The following is a 24,179-nucleotide window of genomic DNA, read 5'->3' as shown; positions in this document are numbered from 1 at the left end:
GAACAGAATATTTACGTCCAATCAGCACACGAGGAATGTCAGGTTACTTGGCCAACGTCTCAGCCAGTTGGTCAAAATACTCGGGCTCGGCCTGAACAGCAACGGCCGGCGCAGGAAAAGCAACGACAGTATTGTCAGTTCGCTCGTACGCCGAAGGCTTGGCGGCCAGAGTGACCGAACTTATCCAAAATTCCTCATCTCGCGGTGGGCATCCGTTTTCAAACATTAATACCAACCTGTCGTCACCATGCATCCAAATCAAATCCGCGGAAAAACTTTGCGCGCCATTCAAGAGCTCGAGGCTTGCATAAACCCTTGTCGCATTCACCGGCCGCGTAGCCGCGGGAACCTGTACATTCAACATGTTTGTTTCGTGAAATCGATGGCTCTGGTGGCCCATATCAGCATCTGACAAGTAGTCGACGATGAAACCCCTCCAAGACCATGCAACCCCAACGCATAAATGGGACAAGGGTGCAGCCTCTAGCCCATCCAGTTCAGTTTGTGACCAATATACCGCTACTCGACCGCTTTGACCGGTTCTCATCTGTCCGCCCGCACTTTTGAACATCCCACCTGTAACGTGTTCTGTCTATCAATGGTGGCGTTGGCAGAAAAGAGAACAAAATACAGCATTCACGAACGTGTTGCATTCGAGTCAATCAAGGCACATAGGTGCCTTGATACGGGTTGCTAAATCTTGGGTGTCAACCACATTTGGAATGGCCGCAACTGCGACACGTCATACAACCTTCGATCATCACCATGTCATATTGACCGCAGGACGGGCAGGCTTTGCCGCGCGGGGCGTCGATGTTCACGACTTGGGCTTGTGGATCGGCCTTTAACCCCATTCCTTCGCCTTCCAGAAAGCCGATATTGATCATGTGTTGTTCAATGACGCCACCAATCGCAGCCAAGATCGAGGGGATGTATTTCCCTTGTACCCATGCACCGCCACGCGGGTCGAAAACTGCCTTCAACTCTTCCACCACGAACGAAACGTCTCCGCCCCGACGAAACACAGCCGAAATCATTCGGGTCAATGCCAGCGTCCACGCGTAGTGTTCCATGTTCTTTGAATTTATGAACACCTCGAAGGGGCGTCGACGGCCACCAATCACGATGTCATTGATAGTTAGATAGATCGCGTGCTCACTATCCGGCCACTTTAACTTGTATGTCGATCCCTCCAGCGACTGAGGGCGGTCCAGCGGCTCTGACATGTAGATAACTTCGCCACCATCTACGTCATGCGGTGCATTGGCGCTTTCTCCGGGAACTTTATCCTCGCTCTCTGAAACGGTCAGCACAGACCCGGTCACGTCATTTGGACGATATGTCGTGCAGCCTTTGCAACCTTGGTCCCAAGCCTGCATATAGACATCTTTGAAGGCATCAAAACTGATATCTTCGGGACAGTTGATCGTCTTAGAAATCGAGCTGTCGATCCACTTTTGCGCAGCGGCTTGCATCTTGACGTGGTCGGCTGGGGGCAGTGTTTGCGCATTGACGAAATAGTCCGGCAACTCAACATCTCCGAACTTGTCGCGCCACATCTGCACCGCGTAGTCCACCACTTCTTCTTCAGTGCGCGACCCATCCTTTTGCAATACCTTGCGGGTGTAGGCATACGCAAAGACAGGCTCAATTCCCGACGAAACATTCCCTGCATAAAGCGAGATCGTCCCAGTCGGAGCAATCGAAGTCAGCAGAGCGTTACGAATGCCGTGTTCACGGATCGCTTCGCGCACGTCGTCGTCCATCTGCTGCATCGTGCCACTGACCAGATACTTCTCGGCATCGAATAAGGGGAAAGCCCCTTTTTCCTTGGCTAATTCCACCGACGCCAAATACGCCGCGCGGGCGATTGCGTGCAGCCATGTCTCGGTCTGATGCGCCGCTTCGTCCGATCCATATCGCAGACCCAACATCAACAAAGCATCAGCCAGACCGGTCACGCCTAAACCGATACGGCGTTTGTCCTGCGCTTCCGCCTCTTGTTCCACCAAAGGGAACTTGGACGCATCCACCACATTATCCATCATGCGTACGGCTGTGGCCACCAATTGCTGCAGAGCGGTTTCGTCCAGATGCGCTGCGGCCTCGAATGGTTCTGCTACCAGCCGTGCCAGATTGATCGAACCAAGCAAGCAAGCACCATACGGTGGCAACGGCTGCTCGCCACATGGATTGGTTGCCGCAATGGTCTCTACATAATTCAGATTGTTGGCTTGATTGATCCTGTCGATGAAGATCACTCCAGGCTCGGCATAGTCATATGTCGCCTGCATGATCTTGTTCCATAAGTCGCGCGCCTGAACAGTGTGGTAAACTTTGCCATCAAAAACCAGTTCCCAAGGACCGTCTGCTTTGACTGCCTCCATGAACGGATCGGTCACCAGAACCGACATGTTGAACATGCGCAGACGGGCCGGATCGGATTTGGCCGTTATAAAATGTTCGATGTCCGGATGATCACAACGCATAGTAGCCATCATCGCGCCACGGCGCGATCCGGCGGACATAATCGTTCGGCACATTGCGTCCCAAACGTCCATAAAGCTCAGCGGTCCCGAAGCATCCGCTGCGACCCCTTTTACATCTGCTCCCCGAGGGCGGATGGTCGAAAAATCGTATCCAATCCCGCCACCCTGTTGCATGGTTAAAGCAGCCTCTTTCAACATATCGAAAATTCCGCCCATGCTGTCCGGAATTGTGCCCATCACGAAACAGTTGAACAGAGTCACCTGACGCGCGGTACCCGCACCTGCAGTGATGCGCCCGGCCGGCAGGTATTTGAAATCTTCCAGCGCCTCATAGAATTTTTCTTCCCAATGTTCCGGGTCTTTTTCCACTCGCGCCAAATCCCGAGCGATGCGCCGCCAACTGTCTTCGACTGTTAGATCAATGGGCGTTCCATCCGCCTTCTTGAAACGGTATTTCATGTCCCAGATCTGCTCGGCGATGGGGGCGGCAAAGCGGCTCATTGGTGATTCCTTGTCTTGAAAGAGAAATACAGGATACCCTAAATCGCACCCTTACCACAACACCTTGATGACAGCGTTCATCAAGCTACAATATGAAGATGGGCTTAGGGACGACTCTGTGGGAAAGCTGTGGATAAGTACGTAAATCTCATAAAACTATCTGTCGGATCAGAGAGTGTTGACACGCTGATGGCTTGGCAGGACAGCCGTAAGCCTCTTTACCCAGACGGTTTACCGCGCCACGTAACCCGCATGTGGCCCAAGCGCGAAGCCGAGATTCTTAATGGCGGATCAATCTATTGGGTGATCAAAGGCACTGTCCAGTGCCGTCAACGCATACTTCGTTTGGACGAGGTCAGGGGCGACGATGGTATCCGCCGTTGCGCGATCATTCTTGACCCCAATATACACCGCACTCAAAACGCATTGAAGCGACCGTTTCAGGGCTGGCGTTACCTCAAACCTGAAGACACGCCTGCCGACCTTCCCAAGTCCAGATCAACAGACGATACCTTGCCGGATGACTTGAACCGCGCACTTGCCGAGATCGGTGTTCTCTAACCTGATTTCAGCCGATCCAAAAATTCCGACAGAAACGCCTTTTGTTGCGGTGTGTACGTCGCTTCGCGACTGCGCCACAACGTCGCTTGCGATTTAAGGACAAGGCCATCCGACAGTATTTTCAAGTGGTTGGCCCGCAAAGTCTCTCCAGTCGAGGTGATATCAGCTATCGCTTCGGCAGTTTCATTCACCACGGTGCCCTCAGTCGCGCCTTGACTGTCGACTAAAGCGTAATCAGCTACACCCGCATCGGTCAGAAATTCACGAACCAACCGATGGTACTTAGTAGCGATCCTCAATCGGTGCCCATGTGTCTTGCGAAACGCAGCAGCCACAGCATCCAGATCATCCAAAGTGTCCACGTCGACCCAACAAGCAGGGGCGGCGATGACCAAATCAGCCCTGCCAAAGCCAAGTCGGGAAATTTCTTCAACCTGTTGTTCCCAGCGCGGCAGTTTTTCCTGCACCAAGTCGATCCCAGTTACACCGAGATGAATTCGCCCCGCCGCCAATTCGCGGGGAATCTCACCTGCGGACAACAGGATCAGCGAGACACCTTCGATCCCTTCAACACGACCAGCATATTCCCGATCCGAGCCGCTTCGCGACAAAGTAATGCCGCGCTTTTCAAACCACGAAAACGTTTTTTCCATCAACCTGCCTTTGGAGGGAACGCCAAGTTTCAGGCTCATTGCGTAGCCTCCTCGATCTCCAGCATCAAATCTGGACGCAGAACGCCACCAACTGCCGGGATTTCAGCTCCGTTTCCTAACTGCCGCGTCAGCGCATCATAACGCCCACCCGTCGCAATAGGCGGCAGATCGGGGCGACCCTCGGCATAGAAGCCAAAGACGAACCCGTCATAATACTCCATAGATGTCCGGCCATACGCGGCCTCAAAATCCAACCGCTCGACATCGACACCCCGCGTCTGCAAGGCAGCTACCCGATCCTCCAGCCGATCAAGAGCTGGGGCAATCTGGGGTAAGTCCACGGCAACATCCCGCAGCTGCTCCAGTGCAAAGGGCATGGTTTCACGTACATTCAAAAGTGTCTCCAGCCCCGCCAACTCTGTGTCGGTGATCGGAGGCGTTTCGCGGTCTTCGCGAAGCGCGTCAATCCTCGCTTCAATTTCCGAAGCGCGTCGTTTTCCAATCATTGGCACGCCAATATCCAACGGGCCTTTGGCGTCCAACAGAGCGTCGCGACCCTCGGGTCCGGGTTTTCGACCAGCAAACCGTTCGATCAATAGCCGAAACCGACGAGGGCGCCACAGATGCCGCATAAGCGCCGCCTTGCGCCGTTCAGTCGTTTTCATACCTTGAACCGCAGCCGTAAGGATACCGATGTCACCAGTTGCGGCCCGCAACGGCAAACCGCTAAGTTGCAGCGCAAAAAGTGAGAAAACTTCTGCGTCGGCGCCCGCTGGATTGTCTCGGTCAAATACCTCGTACCCAACCTGAACATATTCATTGGATCGTTCGGGGTCGTGCTCCTGACGTCGAAAAACCTCGCCTGAGTAAGTGTAGCGCGCTGGCTCGGCTCCATTGGCCATGTGCATTTGCACGACAGGCAAGGTGAAATCAGGGCGTAGCATTTGTTCGCCCCGCAACGCGTCCGAGGTCACATAGGCCCGTGCACGGATGTCTTCGCCGTAAAGATCAAGCAAGGTTTCTGCCGGTTGCAGCAAGGGCGGGTCAACGATCTGGGCGCCTGCGGCCTCAAAACGGACACGCATCATCGCAGCGCGGGTCAGTATCTGGGAACGGCTGGGCATAGATCAGTCCTGACTGTCCAGAATTTCACGCACCTTGGCGATTAGATCGCCGCGTGGCACTTCGAACTGGCTGGGGCGTTCCTTCCATTCTTGCACTGTCGCGCTTTCTGCAATCTTGGCGCCAAGCATCAAATCTTTGATCTGCACGACACCTTTCGCTTTTTCATCGCCACCCTCGATCACCGCGATAGGTGAGTTACGCTTGTCTGCATATTTCAGTTGATTGCCAAAGTTCTTTGGGTTGCCCAGATAAACTTCTGCTCGAATGTCGGCGTTGCGCAGTTCAGCCACCATTGTCTGGTAATCGGCCATTCGGTCACGATCCATGACGGTCACTATTACCGGGCCCTTGGCTTGAGTATGGATACGACCTTTTTCGCGTAAAGCCGCCAACAGACGATCCACCCCGATGGAGATGCCAGTTGCAGGAACCTCTTGCCCGGTAAAGCGCTTTACCAAGTCATCGTAGCGACCACCACCAGCGACAGAGCCAAATTGCCGCTTGCGGCCTTTTTCGTCAAAAATCTCGAAGGTCAGCTCGGCTTCGTAAACCGGGCCGGTGTAGTAACCCAAACCTCTGACTACAGACGGGTCAATTTCAACCCGGTCAGAGCTATATCCACCTGCTTCCAGTAGCGCGCCTATTTGCTCAAGTTCAAGAATACCATCTGTACCAATTTTGCTATCCCCGACGGCCTCGCGAAGGTTTGTCAAAGTTTGGGCTGTATCAACTGCCTTTGATGTAAGAAACCCGATGACCGGCTCGGCTTGATCTTCGCTTAGGCCTACGCCATCAATGAATGCGCCTGAGGTGTCCAGGCGTCCCGTTGTCAACAACTCGCGAACACCTTTTTCGCCCACCTTGTCGAACTTGTCGATGGTGCGTAGGACATCGTTCCGTGCAGAAACATCTTCTCCAAGACCCATCGCCTCAAGCACGCCATTAAGAACCTTTCGGTTGTTCACTCGCACAAGGTAATCACCACGGGGAATGCCCACTGTCTCAAGAGTGTCCGACAGCATCGCACAGATCTCGGCATCTGCTGCCATTGATGCCGTGCCGACAGTATCAGCATCACATTGATAAAACTGACGATACCGTCCCGGTCCCGGTTTTTCATTTCGCCAGACTGGCCCCATAGCGTAACGACGATAAGGCGTTGGCAGGTCGTTGCGGTGCTGCGCATACACTCGCGCCAAGGGAGCGGTCAGATCGTAGCGAAGGGCCATCCAGTCGCCCTTGTCGTTTTCATCCACTTCCTGCCAAGCAAACACGCCCTCATTTGGACGATCAACATCCGGAAGGAACTTGCCCAGCGCTTCAACCGTTTCGACTGCGCTGCTTTCAAGCGCATCGAAACCATAATGATGATAGACACCCGCAATATTCCGCAGCATCTCGGTGCGTTGCGTTACTTCCTCGCCGAAATAGTCTCGGAACCCTTTCGGCGTGATCGCCTTTGGGCGGGGCTGTTTCTTGGGCTTGGCCATGTGGGGCGTCCTCGGGCGTGTAGTGTTCCGCGCGCGGTCTATCCCATGGCCTGTGCCGGGGCAAGCATGGTGCTTGCTTTCTGTTGTTAAGGGCTTGTAGGGCAACTATGACCCGCGCCACTAACAGGAGCCGCAATGCAACATCTGGAAGAACAGATCGCCCATCTATCCCGCACTGTCGAAGAACTGAACACGATTGTTACTCGCCAGCAGGACGAGATCGACCGCCTGACCCGCCGGGTCGAGATGTTGATGCAGCGAGAGGCTGAACGCGCGCAAGAGGGATCGGGAGGCGTCGTATTAGGAGACGAACGTCCCCCACATTATTGAGTTGGTGGCCGCAGCCAAAGAACCAAAAAGAAAACCTCGGCCTTTCATTACTGACGGCAATACCAAAAATTTAAAGTTTTTACCTCAATAGTTCTATTCCAGATTGCGCAGCGTCCTGAAGCCCCTTTTCGTGCTTGGGCAGATCATCGGAAACCTGTACCCAGGGCAGGCGCTCTGACCAGAAAATATGGGCAGTCGGCTTGTACAGATTGGTGTCCTCAAGTGTTGCAGCATATAAATGAACCTCCTCCGGAAACACTTCGGTTTCAAAGGACGCAGGCGCACCACATTCGCTGCAGAAACTACGCCTCACCTTAGGCGAAGACTTGAAAAATGACCTTGGTCCTGACCACGTCAGCCCCGAGCGCAGAACACCGAACCAACTTACATAATCGGAAGAGGCGGCGCGGCGGCAATCTTCACAATGGCAGATTGCACTCCAAAGCATTTCGTTAACAGACTGCCAGGTCAGTGAACCACAGAAACAACGACCTGCAATTTTCTGCATAACGAAATTTCCAAAATAATGTTCTGTTTAAGCATTGGCATCACGATAAACACGCTGTTTTGTGGATGCATCCGGCCTGCATAGTTTTTTCACAAACCCAGCGTTGTCTTTACCGCGTTGTCAACAACCCCGCCAAGCAGAGCGTCCTTGTCCTCTGCACATCCTTCTGTCAAAGCAGCCAAAAATGCCTCGCGCAATTTGGCGTTTTCTTCATCCGAACTGGCGTGATCCTCGATGTTGACTTGACGATTGTACAACGACAGCGCTGTCATCTTACCTACCACTTCCAGAACGTACTCATCGTTCCCGTCGGCCTCCTCAATGACAGAGGCACAGGTGTGGTACATGACCGGCAGAGCCTCTTTCATCATTTGTTCGGCTTCCTCATCAGCCAGGGCAAAGTTTGAGCCGGCAAACAGGGCAGCGGTGGCAATTAACTGAATGGACTTCATATTCATCGCTATTCCTCCGTCTACTTGGCATTGGCACCGATTAATGCGCCAACCACCGCACCCGCGGCGGCCCCCTTGCCATCGCCTACCAAAGCTCCGACCCCAGCACCGATCAACGCGCCTTTGACAGTGTTTTCTTTCTTTTTATCGTCCGCCAGTCCGGCCGTAGCCGTGGCCAAACCCAGCAACACAGTCGCAGCAAATGCAAACTTGCCGATTTTGAGAGCTGTAATCGTCATTTAAACGTCCTCCCGTGACATAACCCAAGAAATCTTGACGCTCCAAGCCTAGCGGGGCGGTAACCTTCTGGCAACAAAGCAAAGCCTCAGATCTCTTCAACGGTTATCACGCCATCAAGGGATTTGATCGCGCCCTTAATCTGCGGATTGATTGGGAAATCCTGCCCCAACTCCATTTCGACGTCCCCGGGCAGGCTTGGATCCATCAGGCACAATTGAATCGGCCCTTTGGACGCGCCTTTGGCGGCACTGGTGGCATCTTCGAGCACCCTTGCAACCGTTGATAAAACTTGCGCCTCGTCAACAAATATCCTCAACCCGGTCGATCCTGCATCTGCCACGACTGAGTCTGCTGGCCCAACGGAACGACCCAGAAGTTTCAGTTGGTCAGCTTCCATTGTTGCCTCGGCGGTCAGCACCACCTGAGCGCCCGTCTCCAAGAATTCGCGCGATTTCTCCAGCGTTTCCGAAAACAAGGTAACCTCGTAGGCTCCGGAAGGGTCAGAGAGTTGCGCAAAAGCAAACCTGTTGCCACGCGCGGATTTCCTTTCCTGCCGCCCAGCTACCACCCCTGCCATCTTGGCGATCAAGGGTCCAGACCGCGCCCTTTCGGTTACCTCATCCAGGGTCAGCACCTGCTTTCGCTTCAAAGCCGGCATATAGTCATCCAACGGATGACCAGAGAGGTAGAACCCGATGGCTTTAAATTCCTCACTCAGACGTTCACCCGGCAACCAGTCCGGACTGAGAGACAGACGCGGTTCAGGCAAATCATCTCCAGCTTCGCCAAACAACGAAACTTGGTTTGAGTGTTTCTGGTCATGTATCGCCGCAGAATATTGTGCCAGCTGATCAATGCTTTCGAACACCCGACGGCGGTTTTTGTCCAGCTCGTCAAATGCACCCGCTCGGGCCAGCATCTCCAGTGGGCGCTTGCCAACTTTCTTAAGGTCGACGCGTCGAGCGAAATCGAAAAGGTTTACAAATGGTTTATCTCCTCTTCCATCAGTGACTAGGTTCATCGCCTCTACACCCACGTTTTTGAGTGCGCCCAGCGCATAAACCAAGTGACCATTCGCGACGTCAAAAGTAGATTGCGAGCGGTTTACGCATGGAGGCACGTAAGGCAGGTCCAGCCCCTTGCGAACTTCTTCGAAATAAACCGCCAGTTTGTCCGTCAGGTGGATATCGCAGTTCATAACGCCCGCCATGAACTCGACTGGGTGGTTCGCCTTTAACCAGCCGGTTTGATAGCTGACCACAGCGTAGGCGGCAGCGTGGGATTTGTTGAAACCGTAGTTCGCGAATTTCTCGAGCAAATCGAAGACTTCGCTGGCCTTTTTGGCGTCCACGCCATTTTCGCCCGCGCCCTTTTCGAATTTCGGGCGCTCGGCGTCCATCGCCTCTTTTATCTTCTTGCCCATTGCCCTTCGCAACAGGTCTGCCCCTCCTAACGAGTACCCGGCCATAACCTGCGCGATCTGCATCACCTGCTCCTGATAAACAATGATGCCTTGCGTTTCCTCGAGTATGTTATCGATCAAAGGATGCACGGATTCGATCGGACGGAGCCCGTTCTTAACCTCACAATAAGTCGGAATGTTCTCCATCGGGCCGGGTCGGTAGAGCGCCACAAGGGCAACAATATCCTCGATGCAAGTGGGTTTCATGCGCTTTAGCGCATCCATCATTCCGGTAGATTCCACCTGGAAAACCGCAACCGTCCTGGCCGCTGAGTACAGCTTGTAAGTGGCCTCGTCATCCAGTGGAATAGCGTTGATCTGGTTCTCTGCGCCTTCGGCTGGTTCATACAGTCGAGTACCGTCTGCAGCTATATGAAGGTCCCGCCCGGATTTGAATATCAGCTCCATCGCATTCTGGATCACTGTCAGGGTCTTCAGCCCGAGAAAGTCGAACTTTACCAGCCCGGCTTGTTCAACCCATTTCATGTTGAATTGAGTTGCTGGCATATCCGACCTTGGATCTTGATAAAGCGGGACCAGAGCGTCCAATGGACGGTCTCCGATCACAACACCTGCGGCGTGCGTCGAAGCATTCCGCAACAGCCCCTCGACCTGCTGGCCATAGTTGAGCAGTCGCTCTACGACCTCCTCACTTCGCGCCTCTTCGCGAAGGCGCGGCTCATCTTTCAATGCCTTTTCGATGGAAACTGGCTTAACGCCTTCAACCGGGATCATTTTTGATAATCGGTCCACCTGGCCATATGGCATCTGCAGGACTCGGCCGATGTCACGCACCGCGGCCTTGGATAGCAACGCACCAAATGTGATGATCTGTCCGACTTTGTCGCGTCCATATTTCTCTTGCACGTACCGGATCACCTCTTCGCGCCGGTCCATACAAAAATCGATATCGAAGTCGGGCATCGAAACCCGTTCAGGGTTCAGAAACCGTTCGAACAGCAGAGAATATCGTAGCGGATCCAAGTCCGTAATGGTCAGCGCATAAGCAACTAAAGAACCCGCGCCTGAGCCCCGTCCCGGCCCTACCGGAATGTCCTGATCCTTGGCCCATTGGATGAAGTCCGCAACAATCAGAAAATAACCCGGGAATCCCATGCCTTCGATGATGCCCAGTTCGAAATCCAGCCGCTCTTGGTATTCTTCGGGAGTCACGGCATGCGGAATCACGGCCAGCCGTTTTTGCAAGCCCTCATTGGCAATCCGGTGCAGCTCTGACACTTCGTCATCTGCGAATTTCGGCAGGATCGGGTCGCGGCGATATGCCATGAAAGCGCACCGTTTTGCAATCTCAACCGTGTTTTCAATGGCTTCTGGCAAATCTGCGAACAGAGTCACCATCTCTTGCTGGGACTTGAAATAATGTTGTGCAGTAAGGCGACGACGGCCATCCTGCTGATCGACATAAGCGCCTTCGGCGATGCAGATTAGCGCGTCATGCGCCTCGTACATATCCGAAGTCGGAAAATAAACGTCGTTAGTGGCGACAAGCGGCAGGTTTTTGGCATACGCCATCTCGACATGGCCGCGCTCGGTCAGGCGTTCTGCTTCGGGTTGTCCACCTTCTCCCGGATGGCGCTGAAGTTCGATATACAGACGGTCGGGAAACATTGTCGCCAGCCGGTCGATCAAAACCTCTGCTACAGCACGTTGACCTTGTTGCAACAGCTTCCCAACCGGGCCGTCGGGTCCACCTGACAAACAAATCAAACCTGCCGAATGCGCGGCAAGTTCATCTATGGTCACCTGCGGTAGTTGCCCGCCCTTGTCGACATAAAGACATGAGCTGAGCTTCATCAGGTTTTCATACCCGGCCTCTGATTGCGCCAACAAAATTAACGGCGCTGGTCCCTTTGGCTTTTCTCCCGGCTGAGCCTTAACGTATTCCAAGTCAACCTGGCATCCCATGATGGGCTGCACGCCTTCACCGCTGGCGGTGACCGAAAATTCCAGTGCTGAAAACATGCTGTTGGTGTCCGTCACTGCGACGGCTGGCATGTCCATCTGCTCGCAAAGGGCCGGCAGTTTTTTCAGGCGAACGGCACCTTCAAGCAGGGAATATTCGGTATGTACTCGAAGATGAATGAATCGGGGATTGCTGCTCATGACTGCCAAGCTATCGCAGCCGAGCCTTGGGCAAAAGCGAGAACAGAGGCATTTGAATGCCTAATAATGCGTCGACAATTCTTCGGCTTTTTCAGAAGGTGTTTCGATAATCAATCAGTGATCCTAGAAAAATTGTTTATTTTTAGACATTTAAATGAGTTTCGCTCGCCGATCAAATTTTTTGCTGCGCACAATGGTACACATATTAGGCAGTTTTTCTTGCAAGCTAATAGGTGCTGTTTCTAACATCTGACAGCATACTATACGCCCGCCGCTCTTTCTACGTCGCATCGAAGGAGGGCACCAATGGGCGCAACTGGGTAAGGCGACAGGTTTCACGTATGAATATCACGTTTCTTCTAAACGGGGAGACAGTGGCGTTGAAGGACGTTGATCCGACCGCGACCTTGTTGGACTGGCTGCGTGACGATTGCGGCCTTACCGGAACAAAAGAAGGCTGCAACGAAGGCGACTGCGGCGCATGTACCGTTATGGTTACTGACGAGGACGGCGCCAGGGCGTTGAATTCCTGTATCCTGTTCTTGCCGCAACTGCATGGCAAAGCGGTACGTACGGTCGAAGGCGCGACCGGACCAAATGGCGAGATGCATCCGGCACAGCAGGCGATGGTTGACTTTCACGGTTCGCAATGCGGTTTCTGTACGCCTGGCTTCGTGATGTCGATGGTGGCAAGCCATGCCAATGGCGCAACTGATCACGACACGCAGCTTGCCGGCAACTTATGCAGGTGTACCGGATACGCCCCTATCGTTCGTGCGGCAGAGTCCGTCGAAGATCAACCGGTTCCTGTCTGGGTAAGGGATGCACCGATTGCAACAGAGGCGGCGTCACCAAATTTACCTGAGTCATCGGATGAATTAGCCACAATTTACGAAAGGCACCCTGGTGCCACACTGATTGCAGGTGCAACAGACGTTGGTCTTTGGGTAACTAAACAGCTACGTGAATTGGACCCAGTGATATTTCTGAACCGTTGCGATGACCTGAAAGAGATTCTCGTCACAGATGATGAGGTACGCTTCGGCGCGATGGTCGACATGAACCGAATGGGCGAAGCGTTGGCCGAGCTCCACCCGTCCTATGCCGAGATGATCCGCCGCTACGCCAGCGTTCAGGTTCGACACGCAGCAACGATCGGCGGCAATATCGCCAACGGCTCACCCATCGGGGACAATCCGCCCGCACTAATTGCGCTTGGCGCAACACTACACTTGCGGAAAGGCAATACACGCCGCTCTGTTGTGCTGGAGGATTTCTTTATCGACTACGGCAAACAGGATCGCGCACTTGGTGAATTTGTTGAAGCTGTCAGCTTTCCACGTCAGGCGGACCGATTGAAATGCTACAAACTCAGCAAGCGGTTTGATCAGGATATTTCTGCTGTTTGCGGGTGTTTCAACGTCGTTGTTGAAAATGGAACGGTCACGCAAGCACGTATAGCATTCGGTGGTATGGCGGGCATTCCGAAACGAGCGGGAACGGTCGAAGCAGAATTGGTTGACCAACCATGGTCACAGAAAACGATCGAGAAAGCAAAGCTTGCTTTCGACAAAGATTTCACGCCAATGACCGACATGCGGGCCTCGGCGTCTTACCGACTGGGCTCGGCCAAAGCGATGCTGGAAAGGTATTTTCGAGAAGATCATGGCGAATTGACCAACGTGTTGGAGGTTTCAGCATGAGTGTCGCAAGCCCTATGCCTCATGACGCCGCACCTCTGCATGTTACTGGTACCGCCCGGTATGTGGACGATATTCCAACACCTAAGGGGACGTTGCATTTGGCCTTTGGTCTTAGCTCGATTCCAAAGGGCAGGATCACATCTATGGATCTAACTGACGTGAAGGCAGCCGATGGGGTGGTCATGGTGTTGGCTGCCGGCGACTTGCCATTTGCCAACGATGTCTCACCATCAATCCATGATGAGCCGCTGCTGTCGGACGGTGTGATCAACTACATCGGACAGCCGATTTTTCTTGTAATCGCATCTAGCCATCAGGCGGCGCGCAAGGCCGCGCGTTTGGGCAATGTTCACTACACTGAGGAAACGCCGATCCTTACTGTAGAAGAGGCCTTGGCGGCCGACAGCCGGTTTGAAGAAGGTCCGCGCATTTATGCTAAGGGTGATGCGGAAACAGCAATCGCAAATGCACACTGTTTGGTAGAAGACACTTTCGAAATTGGCGGTCAGGAGCATTTCTATCTGGAAGGTCAGGCCGCGTTGGCCTTACCCAACGAAGGCGACATGCTGGTGCATTCCTCAACCCAGCACCCCACAGAAATCCAGCATAAGGTCGCAGATGCTCTGGGCGTCCCGATGAATGCCGTCCGCGTAGAAACCCGCCGCATGGGCGGAGGGTTCGGAGGAAAGGAAAGTCAGGGAAACGCCTTGGCCGTAGCATGCGCCGTGGCGGCCAAGGCGACCGGCAAGGCCTGCAAGATGCGATATGACCGCGATGATGACATGATCATCACCGGCAAACGCCACGCTTTTCGCATTTCTTATCGTGCTGGATTTGATAAGGATGGACACATTCTGGGCGTCTTATTCCTGCATTACGCGATGTGCGGTTGGGCACAAGATCTGTCCCTGCCTGTCGCGGACCGTGCAATGCTTCATTCAGACAATGCTTATCTGTTGCCCCACGCACGGATCGAAAGCCATCGGTTGAAAACCAACACACAGTCCGCGACTGCCTTTCGCGGGTTCGGTGGTCCGCAAGGTATGGTTGGGATTGAAAGAGTAATGGACCATGCCGCACATGAGTTAGGGATCGACCCGGTGGAACTGCGCCGTCGGAACTACTACGAGCCTTCGCACAGGACCGAAGATCGCGAACCTGACGAAGAACCTCTGAACCATCCGGACCCGCACGAGGATCTTACGAGTCGAGGTGCAGTTGAAACCGGTGCAAACCCTACGAGACCTTTACCCTCGGGCGGGAACACCACGCCTTATGGCATGGAAGTCAGTGACTTTGTTTTGCACGAGATGACTGATGCTCTGTTGAAGTCCAGCGGCTATTTCGCCCGCAAAGCCGCCATAGCGAAATGGAATGCCGAAAACAACATGATCAAAAAGGGTATCGCCTTTTCACCAGTCAAATTTGGGATTTCTTTTACTCTGACTCACCTTAACCAGGCGGGTGCGCTGGTACATGTATATCAGGACGGCTCGGTTCACCTGAACCACGGCGGTACCGAAATGGGTCAGGGCTTGTTTCAAAAAGTGGCGCAGGTTGCGGCCTCACGCTTTGGAATCCCACTGGAAATGGTGAAGATTACGGCTACCGACACGGCGAAAGTGCCGAACACATCGGCGACCGCTGCATCCTCGGGCAGCGACCTGAATGGAATGGCGGTTAAGGCGGCGTGCGATACAATCCGCGATCGTATGGCGATTTATTTAGCCGAGCGCCATCAGGCCGATCCGACAAGTGTCATATTTGCAGATGGTCACGTAGAGATTGGTAAGAACCGTTACAGTTTCGCCGAAGCTGCGGCGATGGTTTATCAGGGGCGCGTTAGTCTTTCGGCAACGGGGTACTATAAAACGCCCAAGATTGAATGGGATCGGATCAAGGGCCAGGGCCGACCGTTTTACTACTTTGCTTACGGAGCAGCCGTCACCGAAGTGGCAATTGACACATTGACCGGAGAAAACCGCATATTGCGCACCGACATCTTGCATGATGCTGGCGCATCGCTGAACCCGGCGATTGATATCGGGCAAGTTGAAGGCGGTTATGTTCAGGGCGCAGGGTGGTTGACGACCGAGGAACTGGTCTGGGATGACAGGGGCAACTTGCGCACTCACGCACCGTCAACGTATAAGATCCCCGCCTGTTCTGATCGGCCTGACATATTCAATGTGGCACTTTGGAACAGCAAAAACCGCGAGGAAACGATTTATCGCTCAAAAGCAGTAGGCGAACCACCCTTTATGTTGGGAATATCCGCGTGGCTTGCGCTGTCGAATGCAGTTGGAGCCTGTGGGGATAAATATCCTGCATTAAATGCCCCTGCTACGGCCGAAGAAATCTGGCGCGGCATCAAATGTACAAGGGGCAACCCAGATGGGATTTGATCTGCAAGCTCTTGAACAGGCAGTACAAGCACACGGAAAAGTGGTCCGTGTTGTTATCGCTGCAATCAAAGGATCCTCGCCACGTGACGTCGGCACAGCGATGCTCGTATGGGACGACGGACAATCCGGCACCATCGGAGGCGGAACACTGGAGTTTCAGGCGGCGCAGTCGGCCAGATTGCAAACCGTTCCTTCCCGCCTAACGCAACACGCGCTCGGACCTGATCTTGGCCAATGCTGCGGTGGCGCTGTGACGCTACTTAGCGAAGTATACGACTTAGCCACGCTTCGGACACTTGAAGACAATATTATCGCCCGGTCCACCAAGAGCGATGGAATGCCTATGTCTGTGAAGCGGTTAATGGCCACGGCACGAGGTCAAGGCGTAACGCCAGAACCGCAACTCGTCGATGGCTGGATGATCGAACCGGTGCACAATCCCACCCGCAATATCTGGATTTGGGGCGCAGGGCATGTGGGGCGTGCTCTTGTTGATGTCTTGTCGCCCATTCCCGAAATCGCAATTACCTGGGTAGACACAAACGTGGAGCGCTTTCCCGAAAATGTGCCCGAGAAAGTCACAGCCGTGACCGCATCGAAACCAGTGAATTTGGTGCGTCACGCTCCGCGCGATGCCGAGCATTTGGTGCTGACATATTCACATAACTTGGATTTCGAGTTGTGCAATCAGCTGTTACTCAGTGGTTTTTGCTTTGCTGGCCTGATCGGCTCAGCTACGAAATGGGCGCGATTCCGTTCGCGGTTGGCGGCGCTGGGACACCCTCCTGAGCGGATCAGCCGGATCACCTGCCCAATTGGTGATCCGTCATTGGGTAAGCACCCTCAGATGATCGCCATTGGTGTAGCAGCCGATCTGCTGCGTCCGGCTCGGCAAAGCGCATTGAAAGAGGACCTGAGAGCATGACCATGCCATTACTTAGCCTGCAGGATTTGACCAAAGCCTATCCTGGAGTCGTGGCCAATGATCATGTGACATTTAATATCGATGAGGGCGAGGTTCATGCCCTTCTGGGTGAAAATGGTGCCGGCAAATCAACTTTGGTTAAGATGATCTATGGGTTGGTTACGCCGGACTCCGGCAAAATGATGCTGCGCGGACAACCCTTTATGCCACAAGAACCTCGTGCTGCGCGCGCTGACGGCATTGCGATGGTGTTCCAGCATTTCTCGTTGTTTGACGCGCTGAACGTGGCAGAAAATATTGCGTTGGGCATGGAAAACCCTCCGGCAATGAGTGATCTGGCATCACGTATTCGGGGCGTGTCCGAGACCTATGGCTTGCCGTTGGATCCTTACAGAACGGTTGGCGACCTTTCAGCAGGTGAACGGCAAAGGGTCGAGATCATCCGCTGCCTACTGCAGGATCCCAAGTTGCTGATAATGGATGAACCGACCTCGGTTTTGACGCCACAAGAGGTCGAAATCTTGTTCGAAACGCTGAAGAAACTTCGATCGGAAGGCACCTCGATCCTGTACATCTCGCACAAACTCGAGGAAATTCGCGCGCTTTGTGACAATGCCACGATCCTTCGTCTGGGCAAAAATGTCGGTGAATGTGTGCCTGCTGAAACTTCTGCCAGGGAAATGGCCGAAATGATGGTTGGCGCGACGTTGCAAACGCCCCAACGAGCAGGGCGTGATTTCGGTGAGGTCGCACTGGATGTAAGCGGACTATCGGTTCCTTCGCCTTCAGATTTCGGAACGGCGCTACAAAACGTCCATATGACGGTTCGCAAGGGCGAGATTTTGGGGATCGGCGGTGTTGCCGGCAATGGTCAGGACGAGTTGCTGGGCGTTTTGTCCGGCGAAATCCTGACAACCTCTGACGCGATCAAATTTAACGGACAGGCGATTGGCAAACTGGGGCCAACAGCGCGGCGCAAACTTGGGGTTTTGACTGCACCCGAGGAAAGATTGGGCCACGCGGCCGCGCCAGATATGAGCCTGATCGAAAACGCACTATTGACCGGATCCGTGCGCGAGAAGCTAGAAAACAATGGGTTTCTGAAGTGGACTGAGACCAAGGGCTTTGCCGAGAAAATAATCCAAGCCTTTGACGTTCGTACTCCCGGACCTGAGAACGCCGCCCGGTCGCTTTCTGGCGGGAACCTGCAGAAATTCGTTATAGGCCGCGAGGTCCTGCAGGATCCTGACGTACTGGTCGTGAACCAGCCGACCTGGGGAGTGGACGCGGCGGCTGCCGCAGCCATCAGACAGGCAATTCTTGATCTGGCCGCCAAAGGCACCGCAGTGATTTGCATAAGCCAGGATTTGGACGAGTTGATGGAAATCGCCGACAGCTTTGCTGCACTAAACGAAGGACGGCTTAGCGCCCCGCGCCCCACTACAGGTCTGACAGTGGACGAGATTGGATTGATGATGGGTGGTGCTCATGGAATGGAGGTGGCCCATGTATGAAGTATCGGTCCGCCTGCGGATGGGACATTTGCAAAATAAGAAGGACTATTGGGGGGTATATCTTTGATTGTTTTGGAGAAACGGCCACAGCCATCCAGGGCGTGGTCTTTTGCTACCCCCCTGGTCGCAGTTCTGGCTACGATGGTGTTTGGCGGTGTTCTGTTCGCGGTTCTGGGCAAGAATCCCGTTGAGGCTATCGGAACCATTTTTTGGGAACCTCTTTTCGGCGAGTTTGCGTTTTATTACCGCCCGCAACTTTTGGTAAAGGGCGCACCACTGGTCCTGATTGCCATTGGTTTGTCGCTGGGCTTTCGTGCTGGTATCTGGAACATCGGCGCCGAAGGCCAATACATCATGGGCGCAATCTTTGGCGCAGCCGCAGGATTGGCGTTTTACCCACTGGAAGCGTGGTACATCTTTCCGGTTATGGTCTTTGCAGGGGCCTTGGGCGGTTGGGTTTGGGCAATGATCCCAGCCATTTTGAAAGTGCGTTTTGGAACCAACGAAATTCTGGTCTCACTTATGCTAGTCTATGTTGCAGAACAAATTCTGGCATCTGTATCTCTGGGCCTGTTGAAGAACCCTGAGGGGTTCGGTTTTCCCGGTTCCCGCAACCTTCAATCCTATCCCAGCGCCTACAACTCGGAATTGATCACAGGTTCAGGTATGCACTGGGGTGTAGTAGCCGCCTTTGTCGCCGTGATATTCGCTTATGTTTTGCTTAACAGGCATCTACTTGGCTTTCATATCCGACTGACCGGAGAAGCCCCCCGCGCGGCCCGTTTTGCGGGTGTGAACCCCGCCCGTCTGATCCTTTTCTGCCTGGGAACTTCAGGAGTTCTTGCCGGGCTTGCGGGGATGTTCGAAGTTTCCGGCCCATCAGGCGTGGTCAGTATAGACTTTAACGTCGGATATGGCTTTACCGCGATCATCGTCGCCTTTTTGGGCCGCCTGCATCCACTGGGGATAATGCTGGCCGGGTTCTTGATGGCATTAACCTATATTGGTGGTGAAATCGCCCAGTCTCAACTCGGCCTCCCCGCCGCAGCAATTCAAGTATTTCAGGGGATGCTGCTTTTCTTCTTGTTGGCCTTCGATCTTTTGACCAACTACCGCATCCGTGCGGCCCGCAGCGAGGTGGCGTAAACCATGGACCTTGGAGAAATAAATCCCGTTCTTCTGGTTGCCTCGCTGATGGTCGCGGCGACCCCATTGCTGCTTGCCGCGATAGGAGAGCTTGTCGTTGAAAAGGCTGGCGTGTTGAACCTGGGCGTGGAGGGCATGATGATCGTTGGCGCGATCAGTGGTTTTGCTATCTCGGTCGAATCCGGTTCGCCATGGCTGGGTTTCATTGCGGCAGCTATCGGTGGTGCACTGCTTTCACTCTTGTTTGTTCTTCTGACGCAGATTGCATTGGCTAACCAGGTTGCAAGCGGTCTGGCGTTAACCCTTTTCGGGCTGGGCTTCAGCGCGCTTATGGGGCAGAGTTATGTTGGTGTTAAGCCGCCCGACATGAGCGAAATCCACATTCCAGTTATTAGCGATATTCCTGTAATCGGTCCGATATTGTTCCAGCATGATCCCATCCTGTATGTCGGCATAGCCTTAACAGCCGCAGTGTGGGCTACGCTGAAATACACTCGCGTCGGACTGGTCTTGCGTGCTGTTGGTGAAAACCATGATGCGGCGCATGCACTGGGCTATAAAGTTATCAAGATCCGCATTTTGGCTATAATGTTCGGCGGTGCTTGCGCCGGTTTGGGTGGCGCTTACATCAGTCTGATCCGGGTTCCGCAATGGACCGAAGGAATGACTGCGGGTGTCGGATGGATTGCGCTAGCCCTCGTAGTATTCGCCAGCTGGAAACCGTGGCGCGCGTTGCTGGGTGCCTATTTGTTCGGCGGTATCACCGTATTGCAGCTAAATTTGCAGGCAGCGGGCGTTGCCATACCTGTCGAGTATCTGGCAATGTCGCCCTATATCATCACAATCCTTGTGCTTGTAATCCTTTCGGCCGACAAGAGCAGCGCACCAGCTTCACTGGGCCGAACCTTCCATGCCTCACACTAGGGGCCAACTGAATCAACTTGGGGAGTAACCATATGAAATTCACTTCACTTTTGGCGAGCGCAGCCATTGCGCTGGGTCTTGCGACCAGCGCCTTTGCACAAGACAAAACCAAGGTTGGTTTTGTTTATGTCGGACCTGTCGGAGACGGCGGTTGGACATATGAACATGATAAGGGCCGCCAAGCGGTCGAACAGCACTTTGGCGACAAAGTCGAAACTGTTTTCGTTGAGTCCGTTCCGGAAGGGCCGGATGCCGAGCGCGTAATGACGCAGATGGCACTGGAAGGCGCGGATTTGATATTTACGACCTCGTTTGGCTACATGGACCCGACCATTAACGTGGCCAAGAAATTCCCGGACGTGAAATTCGAACACGCAACTGGATACAAAACTGCAGACAACGTATCAGTCTATTCAGCCCGGTTCTATGAGGGTCGCGCAGTACAGGGTCACATCGCCGGAAAGATGACCGAGTCGAACATCATTGGTTACATCGGCTCGTACCCGATCCCCGAAGTGATCCGCGGCATCAACTCTGCCTATATTCACGCCAAGAAAGTTAATCCGGACGTCGAATTCAAAATCGTTTGGGCTTACACTTGGTTCGACCCGGCGAAAGAGGCGGATGCTGCCACTGTTCTTATTGAACAAGGCGCGGACGTGATCCTGCAACATACTGACTCGACCGCGCCGCAGGCAGCAGCGCAAGAGGCGGGCAACGTAATCACGTTTGGACAGGCTTCGGATATGAGTGAATACGCGCCTATGCCGCGCGTTTCCTCGATCATCGACAACTGGGCGCCATATTATATCGCGCGCACTCAGGCTGTAATGGATGGGTCCTGGTCCACTACGAACACCTGGGACGGTATCGGACCAGGCATGGTCGAGATCGGCGAGATTTCTGACGCTGTTCCGGCCGACGTAAAGGAAGAAGCCCTTGCGATGAAGGACGCGATTGCAGATGGCAGCTATCACCCATTCACTGGCCCGCTGAAAAAGCAGGACGGGAGCGATTGGCTGGCTGACGGCGAAACAGCTGATGATGGCACTCTTGCCGGGATGAACTTCTACGTCGAAGGCCTCGAAGGTGAAATCCCTCAATAAACCCGGTACGTTAACCTAAAGAAAAAGCCCGCATTTTCTATGCGGGCTTTTTTGCGGCCATCGCAATCTCCGCTTGGATACGACAAATGCAGACAGAAGCTCCTGCCCTAACTCAGAGTGATAACGGTGCTTGTGAGTACCGCCACGAAAGTCAAACAAATACAAATTCTGCTCGTTTTTGGGTCAGGCAGGGTGATTGATTGTTTGGCAATCGGGAGCGAATCCGCAGAGCTCACCCTTAATATTCGTCCTTCAATTTTGTAGTGCTTGGGTGGGTTGAATTGCAAATTCAAGGCCGCTTTAATTCTGCGTATCGTTAGGTCTGGTAGATGGATTTCCCAAATAAATAATGCTCAAATAGCGTCTGCTAATAAGAAGCTCTAACGGAACCCCTGAACATGATTGACTTTCTGGTTATTGGCGGAGGGATAGCTGGCTTGAGCGCGGGTGCGCGATTATCCGAGCATGGGGCTGTGGCGGTTCTCGAAGCGGAAGATGCACTTGGCTATCACGCTTCAGGGCGATCTGCCGCTATGTTCGAACAAAACTATGGGCCGCCCTCTGTGGTGGCTTTGAACATGGCCGGAGCGCGTTTTCTTGAGTCAGAAAATGGCGGTTATCTGACGCCGCGTGGCCTGATGCTGTTGGGTGGATCGGATCAAGAGGATCAATTTCTGCTGGATAGGCAAGCCCTGGGCATGCAGACCATCTCAGTTTCTGAGGCGAACGCGAAAGTACCAATCATCGACCCGAACGCAGTGGCGTCTGCCGCCATAAGCACGAACGCTTTTGACATCGATACCGACCGCCTGCTTCAGGACTTTGCCAGAACTATTCGTGCCAATAATGGGTCGATTTTAACCAGCCGCAAAGTGACAGGGGTTCGCAAAGCAGGTCATTGGATTGTCGAGGCAGGTGACCAGTTTGAAGCACGCGTGCTTGTAAACGCCGCTGGAGCTTGGGTGGATGAAATCGCCGTGTTGGCTGGTATCACCCCAATCGGTATTAACCCGCTGCGCAGATCGATGGCACGGTTACCCGCGCCGGGCGGGTATGATGTTACTGGATGGCCAATGCTGTTCGGAGCCGGAGAAAGTTGGTACGCCAAACCCGACGCCGGTAAGCTGCTTGTTTCTCCGTCCGAGGCTGATCCAATACCACCTCAGGATGCTTTTGCGGATGACATGGTGTTGGCAGAAGGTTTGGCGCGCTACGAAGCGATGGTTACCGAGCCAGTCACCAAGGTCGAGACAAACTGGGCTGGCTTGCGAAGCTTCGCCCCTGACGGCACTCTGGTTCTGGGGCCAGACCCATCAGATCCAAGCTTTGTTTGGTCGGCTGGTCAAGGTGGATACGGGTTCCAAACCTCCCCGGCCGCCTCGCAATTGGTGGCGGATTTGACCGTCGGAAACCGCCCAGAGATGAACTCGACTGAAATCACCGCGTTGAAACCAGACAGGTTGCGGAATTCATGAAACGAACACTTCCATCAAACGCGAGTGTAGCGTCCAAATCCGACGGCGGACGCCTTGTTGCTCCAGCCGCCAGTCGTAATTCTGCAGTACTTTGCGAATTGCTTGAACGCGTCGCGCCTGCTTCGGGTCACGCGCTGGAACTGGCAAGCGGTACCGGGCAACATGCCGCGGCATTTGCCCAGCGCCTGCCTGATTTAGTATGGCAACCCAGCGAAGTGGATCCCGAGCGCCGTATTAGCATCGACGCCTATACCAAGGGTTTGGCGAATGTGAACTTAGCCGTTGATCTGGACGCAACAGCGAAGGATTGGCACAAATCTTTTGGCGGTCAAGATCTTATTGTCTTGGTTAACCTTCTCCATTTAATCAGCTGGTGGGAAGTGAAAACGCTCGTATTTGAGGCAGCACAAGCTTTGAACATTGATGGGCAGTTTGTTGTCTACGGCCCTTTCATGCGTGAGGGCCGCCTAACAAGTAACGGGGACATACAGTTTCACGAAGCACTTGTTCAGCAAGATCCAGAAATAGGTTACAAAAACGACATGGACATGCTGGCCCTATTCCAAAGATGCCGCTTGGAAGTGACTGAAACCAAAGAAATGCCTGCAAATAATCTGGCGTTTGTCACGAAAAAAGCCCGCCAAGGCGAGCTTTGATCGATTGGTAACGCAGTCAGTATTTTATCGCCCACTTAGCCATCTTTGCGGATAACTTCGTTCTTTGGGTCATAGGGGCTGTCGCAGGTAACAATCGCGTCCCATAGCTTGTCCTGCATTTTGACCTTTAGCTTTGTTCCTTCGACCGCGAGTTCGGGCGACACATAGCCCATCCCGATTGATTTTTCGAAGGCCACCGAATAACCGCCTGATGTAAGGCGGCCAACGCGCTCGCCTTCTGGAGTATAAAGCGCCTCGCGGCCCCACGGGTCTGCATCGTCTGGGCCGTCGATCAGCAGCGTGCAACATTTTACGCGTACGCCTGTTTCTTCCAATTTGACCTTACCGTGAAAGTCTTTGGACAGGTCAACAAAGCGTGGCAGATCAGCC

Annotated in this window: 21 protein-coding genes; 11 read left to right on the top strand and 10 right to left on the bottom strand. The window is 53.7% G+C overall.

Annotated features, from left to right (window positions below; genetic code table 11):
* Positions 1–43 precede the first annotated feature (43 nt).
* Together AC2FNE_RS18485 and AC2FNE_RS18480 are read right to left on the bottom strand one after the other, a co-directional pair.
* Complete coding sequence (locus AC2FNE_RS18485; protein ID WP_496806007.1) at positions 44–571, bottom strand: hypothetical protein; 528 nt, start codon at positions 569–571, stop codon at positions 44–46.
* 136 nt (positions 572–707) lie between these two features.
* Positions 708–2,990 (bottom strand): adenosylcobalamin-dependent ribonucleoside-diphosphate reductase, encoded by a 2,283-nt coding sequence (locus AC2FNE_RS18480; protein WP_496806006.1) that lies wholly within the window; start codon positions 2,988–2,990, stop codon positions 708–710.
* Positions 2,991–3,119: 129 nt separating this feature from the next.
* On the opposite strand from AC2FNE_RS18480, the gene AC2FNE_RS18475 reads away from it, so the two are divergent.
* Complete coding sequence (locus tag AC2FNE_RS18475; RefSeq protein WP_170607318.1) at positions 3,120–3,551, top strand: DUF1489 family protein; 432 nt, start codon at positions 3,120–3,122, stop codon at positions 3,549–3,551.
* On the opposite strand, the gene hisG is transcribed toward AC2FNE_RS18475, so the two are convergent.
* The 3 genes from hisG to hisS are packed head-to-tail and all read right to left on the bottom strand — an operon-like array spanning position 3,548 to position 6,819.
* The gene (gene hisG, locus AC2FNE_RS18470) at positions 3,548–4,243 is read right to left on the bottom strand and encodes an ATP phosphoribosyltransferase (RefSeq protein ID WP_170478306.1); all 696 of its coding nucleotides are present in this window, start codon (positions 4,241–4,243) and stop codon (positions 3,548–3,550) included. The two genes, AC2FNE_RS18475 and hisG, sit on opposite strands and share 4 nt — an antisense overlap.
* Positions 4,240–5,328 (bottom strand): ATP phosphoribosyltransferase regulatory subunit, encoded by a 1,089-nt coding sequence (locus tag AC2FNE_RS18465; RefSeq protein ID WP_170607320.1) that lies wholly within the window; start codon positions 5,326–5,328, stop codon positions 4,240–4,242. Before AC2FNE_RS18465 ends, hisG begins: the two co-directional genes overlap by 4 nt.
* 3 nt (positions 5,329–5,331) lie before the next feature.
* Complete coding sequence (hisS, locus tag AC2FNE_RS18460; protein WP_170607322.1) at positions 5,332–6,819, bottom strand: histidine--tRNA ligase; 1,488 nt, start codon at positions 6,817–6,819, stop codon at positions 5,332–5,334.
* A gap of 135 nt (positions 6,820–6,954) precedes the next feature.
* Here hisS and AC2FNE_RS18455 point away from each other — a divergent pair, with 135 nt between their 5' ends.
* On the top strand, positions 6,955–7,149 hold the full coding sequence (locus tag AC2FNE_RS18455) for a SlyX family protein (RefSeq protein ID WP_170478299.1): 195 nt from the start codon (positions 6,955–6,957) through the stop codon (positions 7,147–7,149).
* 79 nt (positions 7,150–7,228) lie between these two features.
* Here the strand turns inward: AC2FNE_RS18455 and AC2FNE_RS18450 are convergent, their stop codons facing one another.
* The 4 genes from AC2FNE_RS18450 to dnaE all read right to left on the bottom strand — a co-directional run bounded on the left by AC2FNE_RS18450 (position 7,229) and on the right by dnaE (position 11,935).
* Positions 7,229–7,657 (bottom strand): GFA family protein, encoded by a 429-nt coding sequence (locus tag AC2FNE_RS18450; protein ID WP_496806005.1) that lies wholly within the window; start codon positions 7,655–7,657, stop codon positions 7,229–7,231.
* 89 nt (positions 7,658–7,746) lie between these two features.
* Positions 7,747–8,115 carry a hypothetical protein gene (locus tag AC2FNE_RS18445; protein WP_170607326.1) on the bottom strand — a complete coding sequence of 123 codons (369 nt, stop codon included), beginning with the start codon at positions 8,113–8,115 and terminating at the stop codon, positions 7,747–7,749.
* Positions 8,116–8,129: 14 nt separating this feature from the next.
* Positions 8,130–8,348: a YMGG-like glycine zipper-containing protein gene (locus tag AC2FNE_RS18440; protein ID WP_170607328.1), complete on the bottom strand. Its 219-nt coding sequence runs from the start codon at positions 8,346–8,348 to the stop codon at positions 8,130–8,132.
* Positions 8,349–8,434: 86 nt separating this feature from the next.
* Complete coding sequence (dnaE, locus tag AC2FNE_RS18435) at positions 8,435–11,935, bottom strand: DNA polymerase III subunit alpha (protein WP_496806004.1); 3,501 nt, start codon at positions 11,933–11,935, stop codon at positions 8,435–8,437.
* Between the two features lie 341 nt (positions 11,936–12,276).
* Between dnaE and xdhA the strand changes: the two genes are divergently transcribed.
* The 9 genes from xdhA to AC2FNE_RS18390 all read left to right on the top strand — a co-directional run bounded on the left by xdhA (position 12,277) and on the right by AC2FNE_RS18390 (position 23,789).
* Positions 12,277–13,638, top strand: a complete 1,362-nt coding sequence (gene xdhA / locus AC2FNE_RS18430) for a xanthine dehydrogenase small subunit (RefSeq protein ID WP_170607358.1) — start codon at positions 12,277–12,279, stop codon at positions 13,636–13,638.
* Positions 13,635–16,043 carry a xanthine dehydrogenase molybdopterin binding subunit gene (xdhB, locus tag AC2FNE_RS18425; RefSeq protein ID WP_170607332.1) on the top strand — a complete coding sequence of 803 codons (2,409 nt, stop codon included), beginning with the start codon at positions 13,635–13,637 and terminating at the stop codon, positions 16,041–16,043. The genes xdhA and xdhB overlap by 4 nt, the downstream gene beginning before the upstream one ends.
* Positions 16,033–16,968, top strand: coding sequence for a xanthine dehydrogenase accessory protein XdhC (gene xdhC, locus AC2FNE_RS18420; RefSeq protein WP_170607334.1), 936 nt, complete (start codon positions 16,033–16,035; stop codon positions 16,966–16,968). The genes xdhB and xdhC overlap by 11 nt, the downstream gene beginning before the upstream one ends.
* On the top strand, positions 16,965–18,482 hold the full coding sequence (locus AC2FNE_RS18415) for an ABC transporter ATP-binding protein (RefSeq protein WP_496806003.1): 1,518 nt from the start codon (positions 16,965–16,967) through the stop codon (positions 18,480–18,482). The genes xdhC and AC2FNE_RS18415 overlap by 4 nt, the downstream gene beginning before the upstream one ends.
* Positions 18,483–18,545: 63 nt before the next feature.
* Positions 18,546–19,628 (top strand): ABC transporter permease, encoded by a 1,083-nt coding sequence (locus AC2FNE_RS18410; RefSeq protein WP_170478279.1) that lies wholly within the window; start codon positions 18,546–18,548, stop codon positions 19,626–19,628.
* A gap of 3 nt (positions 19,629–19,631) precedes the next feature.
* Positions 19,632–20,552, top strand: coding sequence for an ABC transporter permease (locus tag AC2FNE_RS18405; RefSeq protein ID WP_170478277.1), 921 nt, complete (start codon positions 19,632–19,634; stop codon positions 20,550–20,552).
* A gap of 32 nt (positions 20,553–20,584) precedes the next feature.
* On the top strand, positions 20,585–21,658 hold the full coding sequence (locus tag AC2FNE_RS18400) for a BMP family ABC transporter substrate-binding protein (protein ID WP_170610839.1): 1,074 nt from the start codon (positions 20,585–20,587) through the stop codon (positions 21,656–21,658).
* A gap of 398 nt (positions 21,659–22,056) precedes the next feature.
* Positions 22,057–23,133: an NAD(P)/FAD-dependent oxidoreductase gene (locus tag AC2FNE_RS18395; protein ID WP_496806002.1), complete on the top strand. Its 1,077-nt coding sequence runs from the start codon at positions 22,057–22,059 to the stop codon at positions 23,131–23,133.
* Positions 23,130–23,789 carry a DUF938 domain-containing protein gene (locus tag AC2FNE_RS18390; protein WP_170607341.1) on the top strand — a complete coding sequence of 220 codons (660 nt, stop codon included), beginning with the start codon at positions 23,130–23,132 and terminating at the stop codon, positions 23,787–23,789. The genes AC2FNE_RS18395 and AC2FNE_RS18390 overlap by 4 nt, the downstream gene beginning before the upstream one ends.
* A gap of 35 nt (positions 23,790–23,824) precedes the next feature.
* On the opposite strand, the gene AC2FNE_RS18385 is transcribed toward AC2FNE_RS18390, so the two are convergent.
* On the bottom strand, positions 23,825–24,179 hold a 355-nt coding region (locus AC2FNE_RS18385; RefSeq protein WP_496806001.1), incomplete at its 5' end, for a glycine cleavage T C-terminal barrel domain-containing protein.

This window comes from Ruegeria sp. YKSD179 (genome assembly GCF_059612885.1).
Note: the sequence above shows the minus strand (reverse complement) of the source record. Positions and strands in the feature narration are given on the sequence as shown.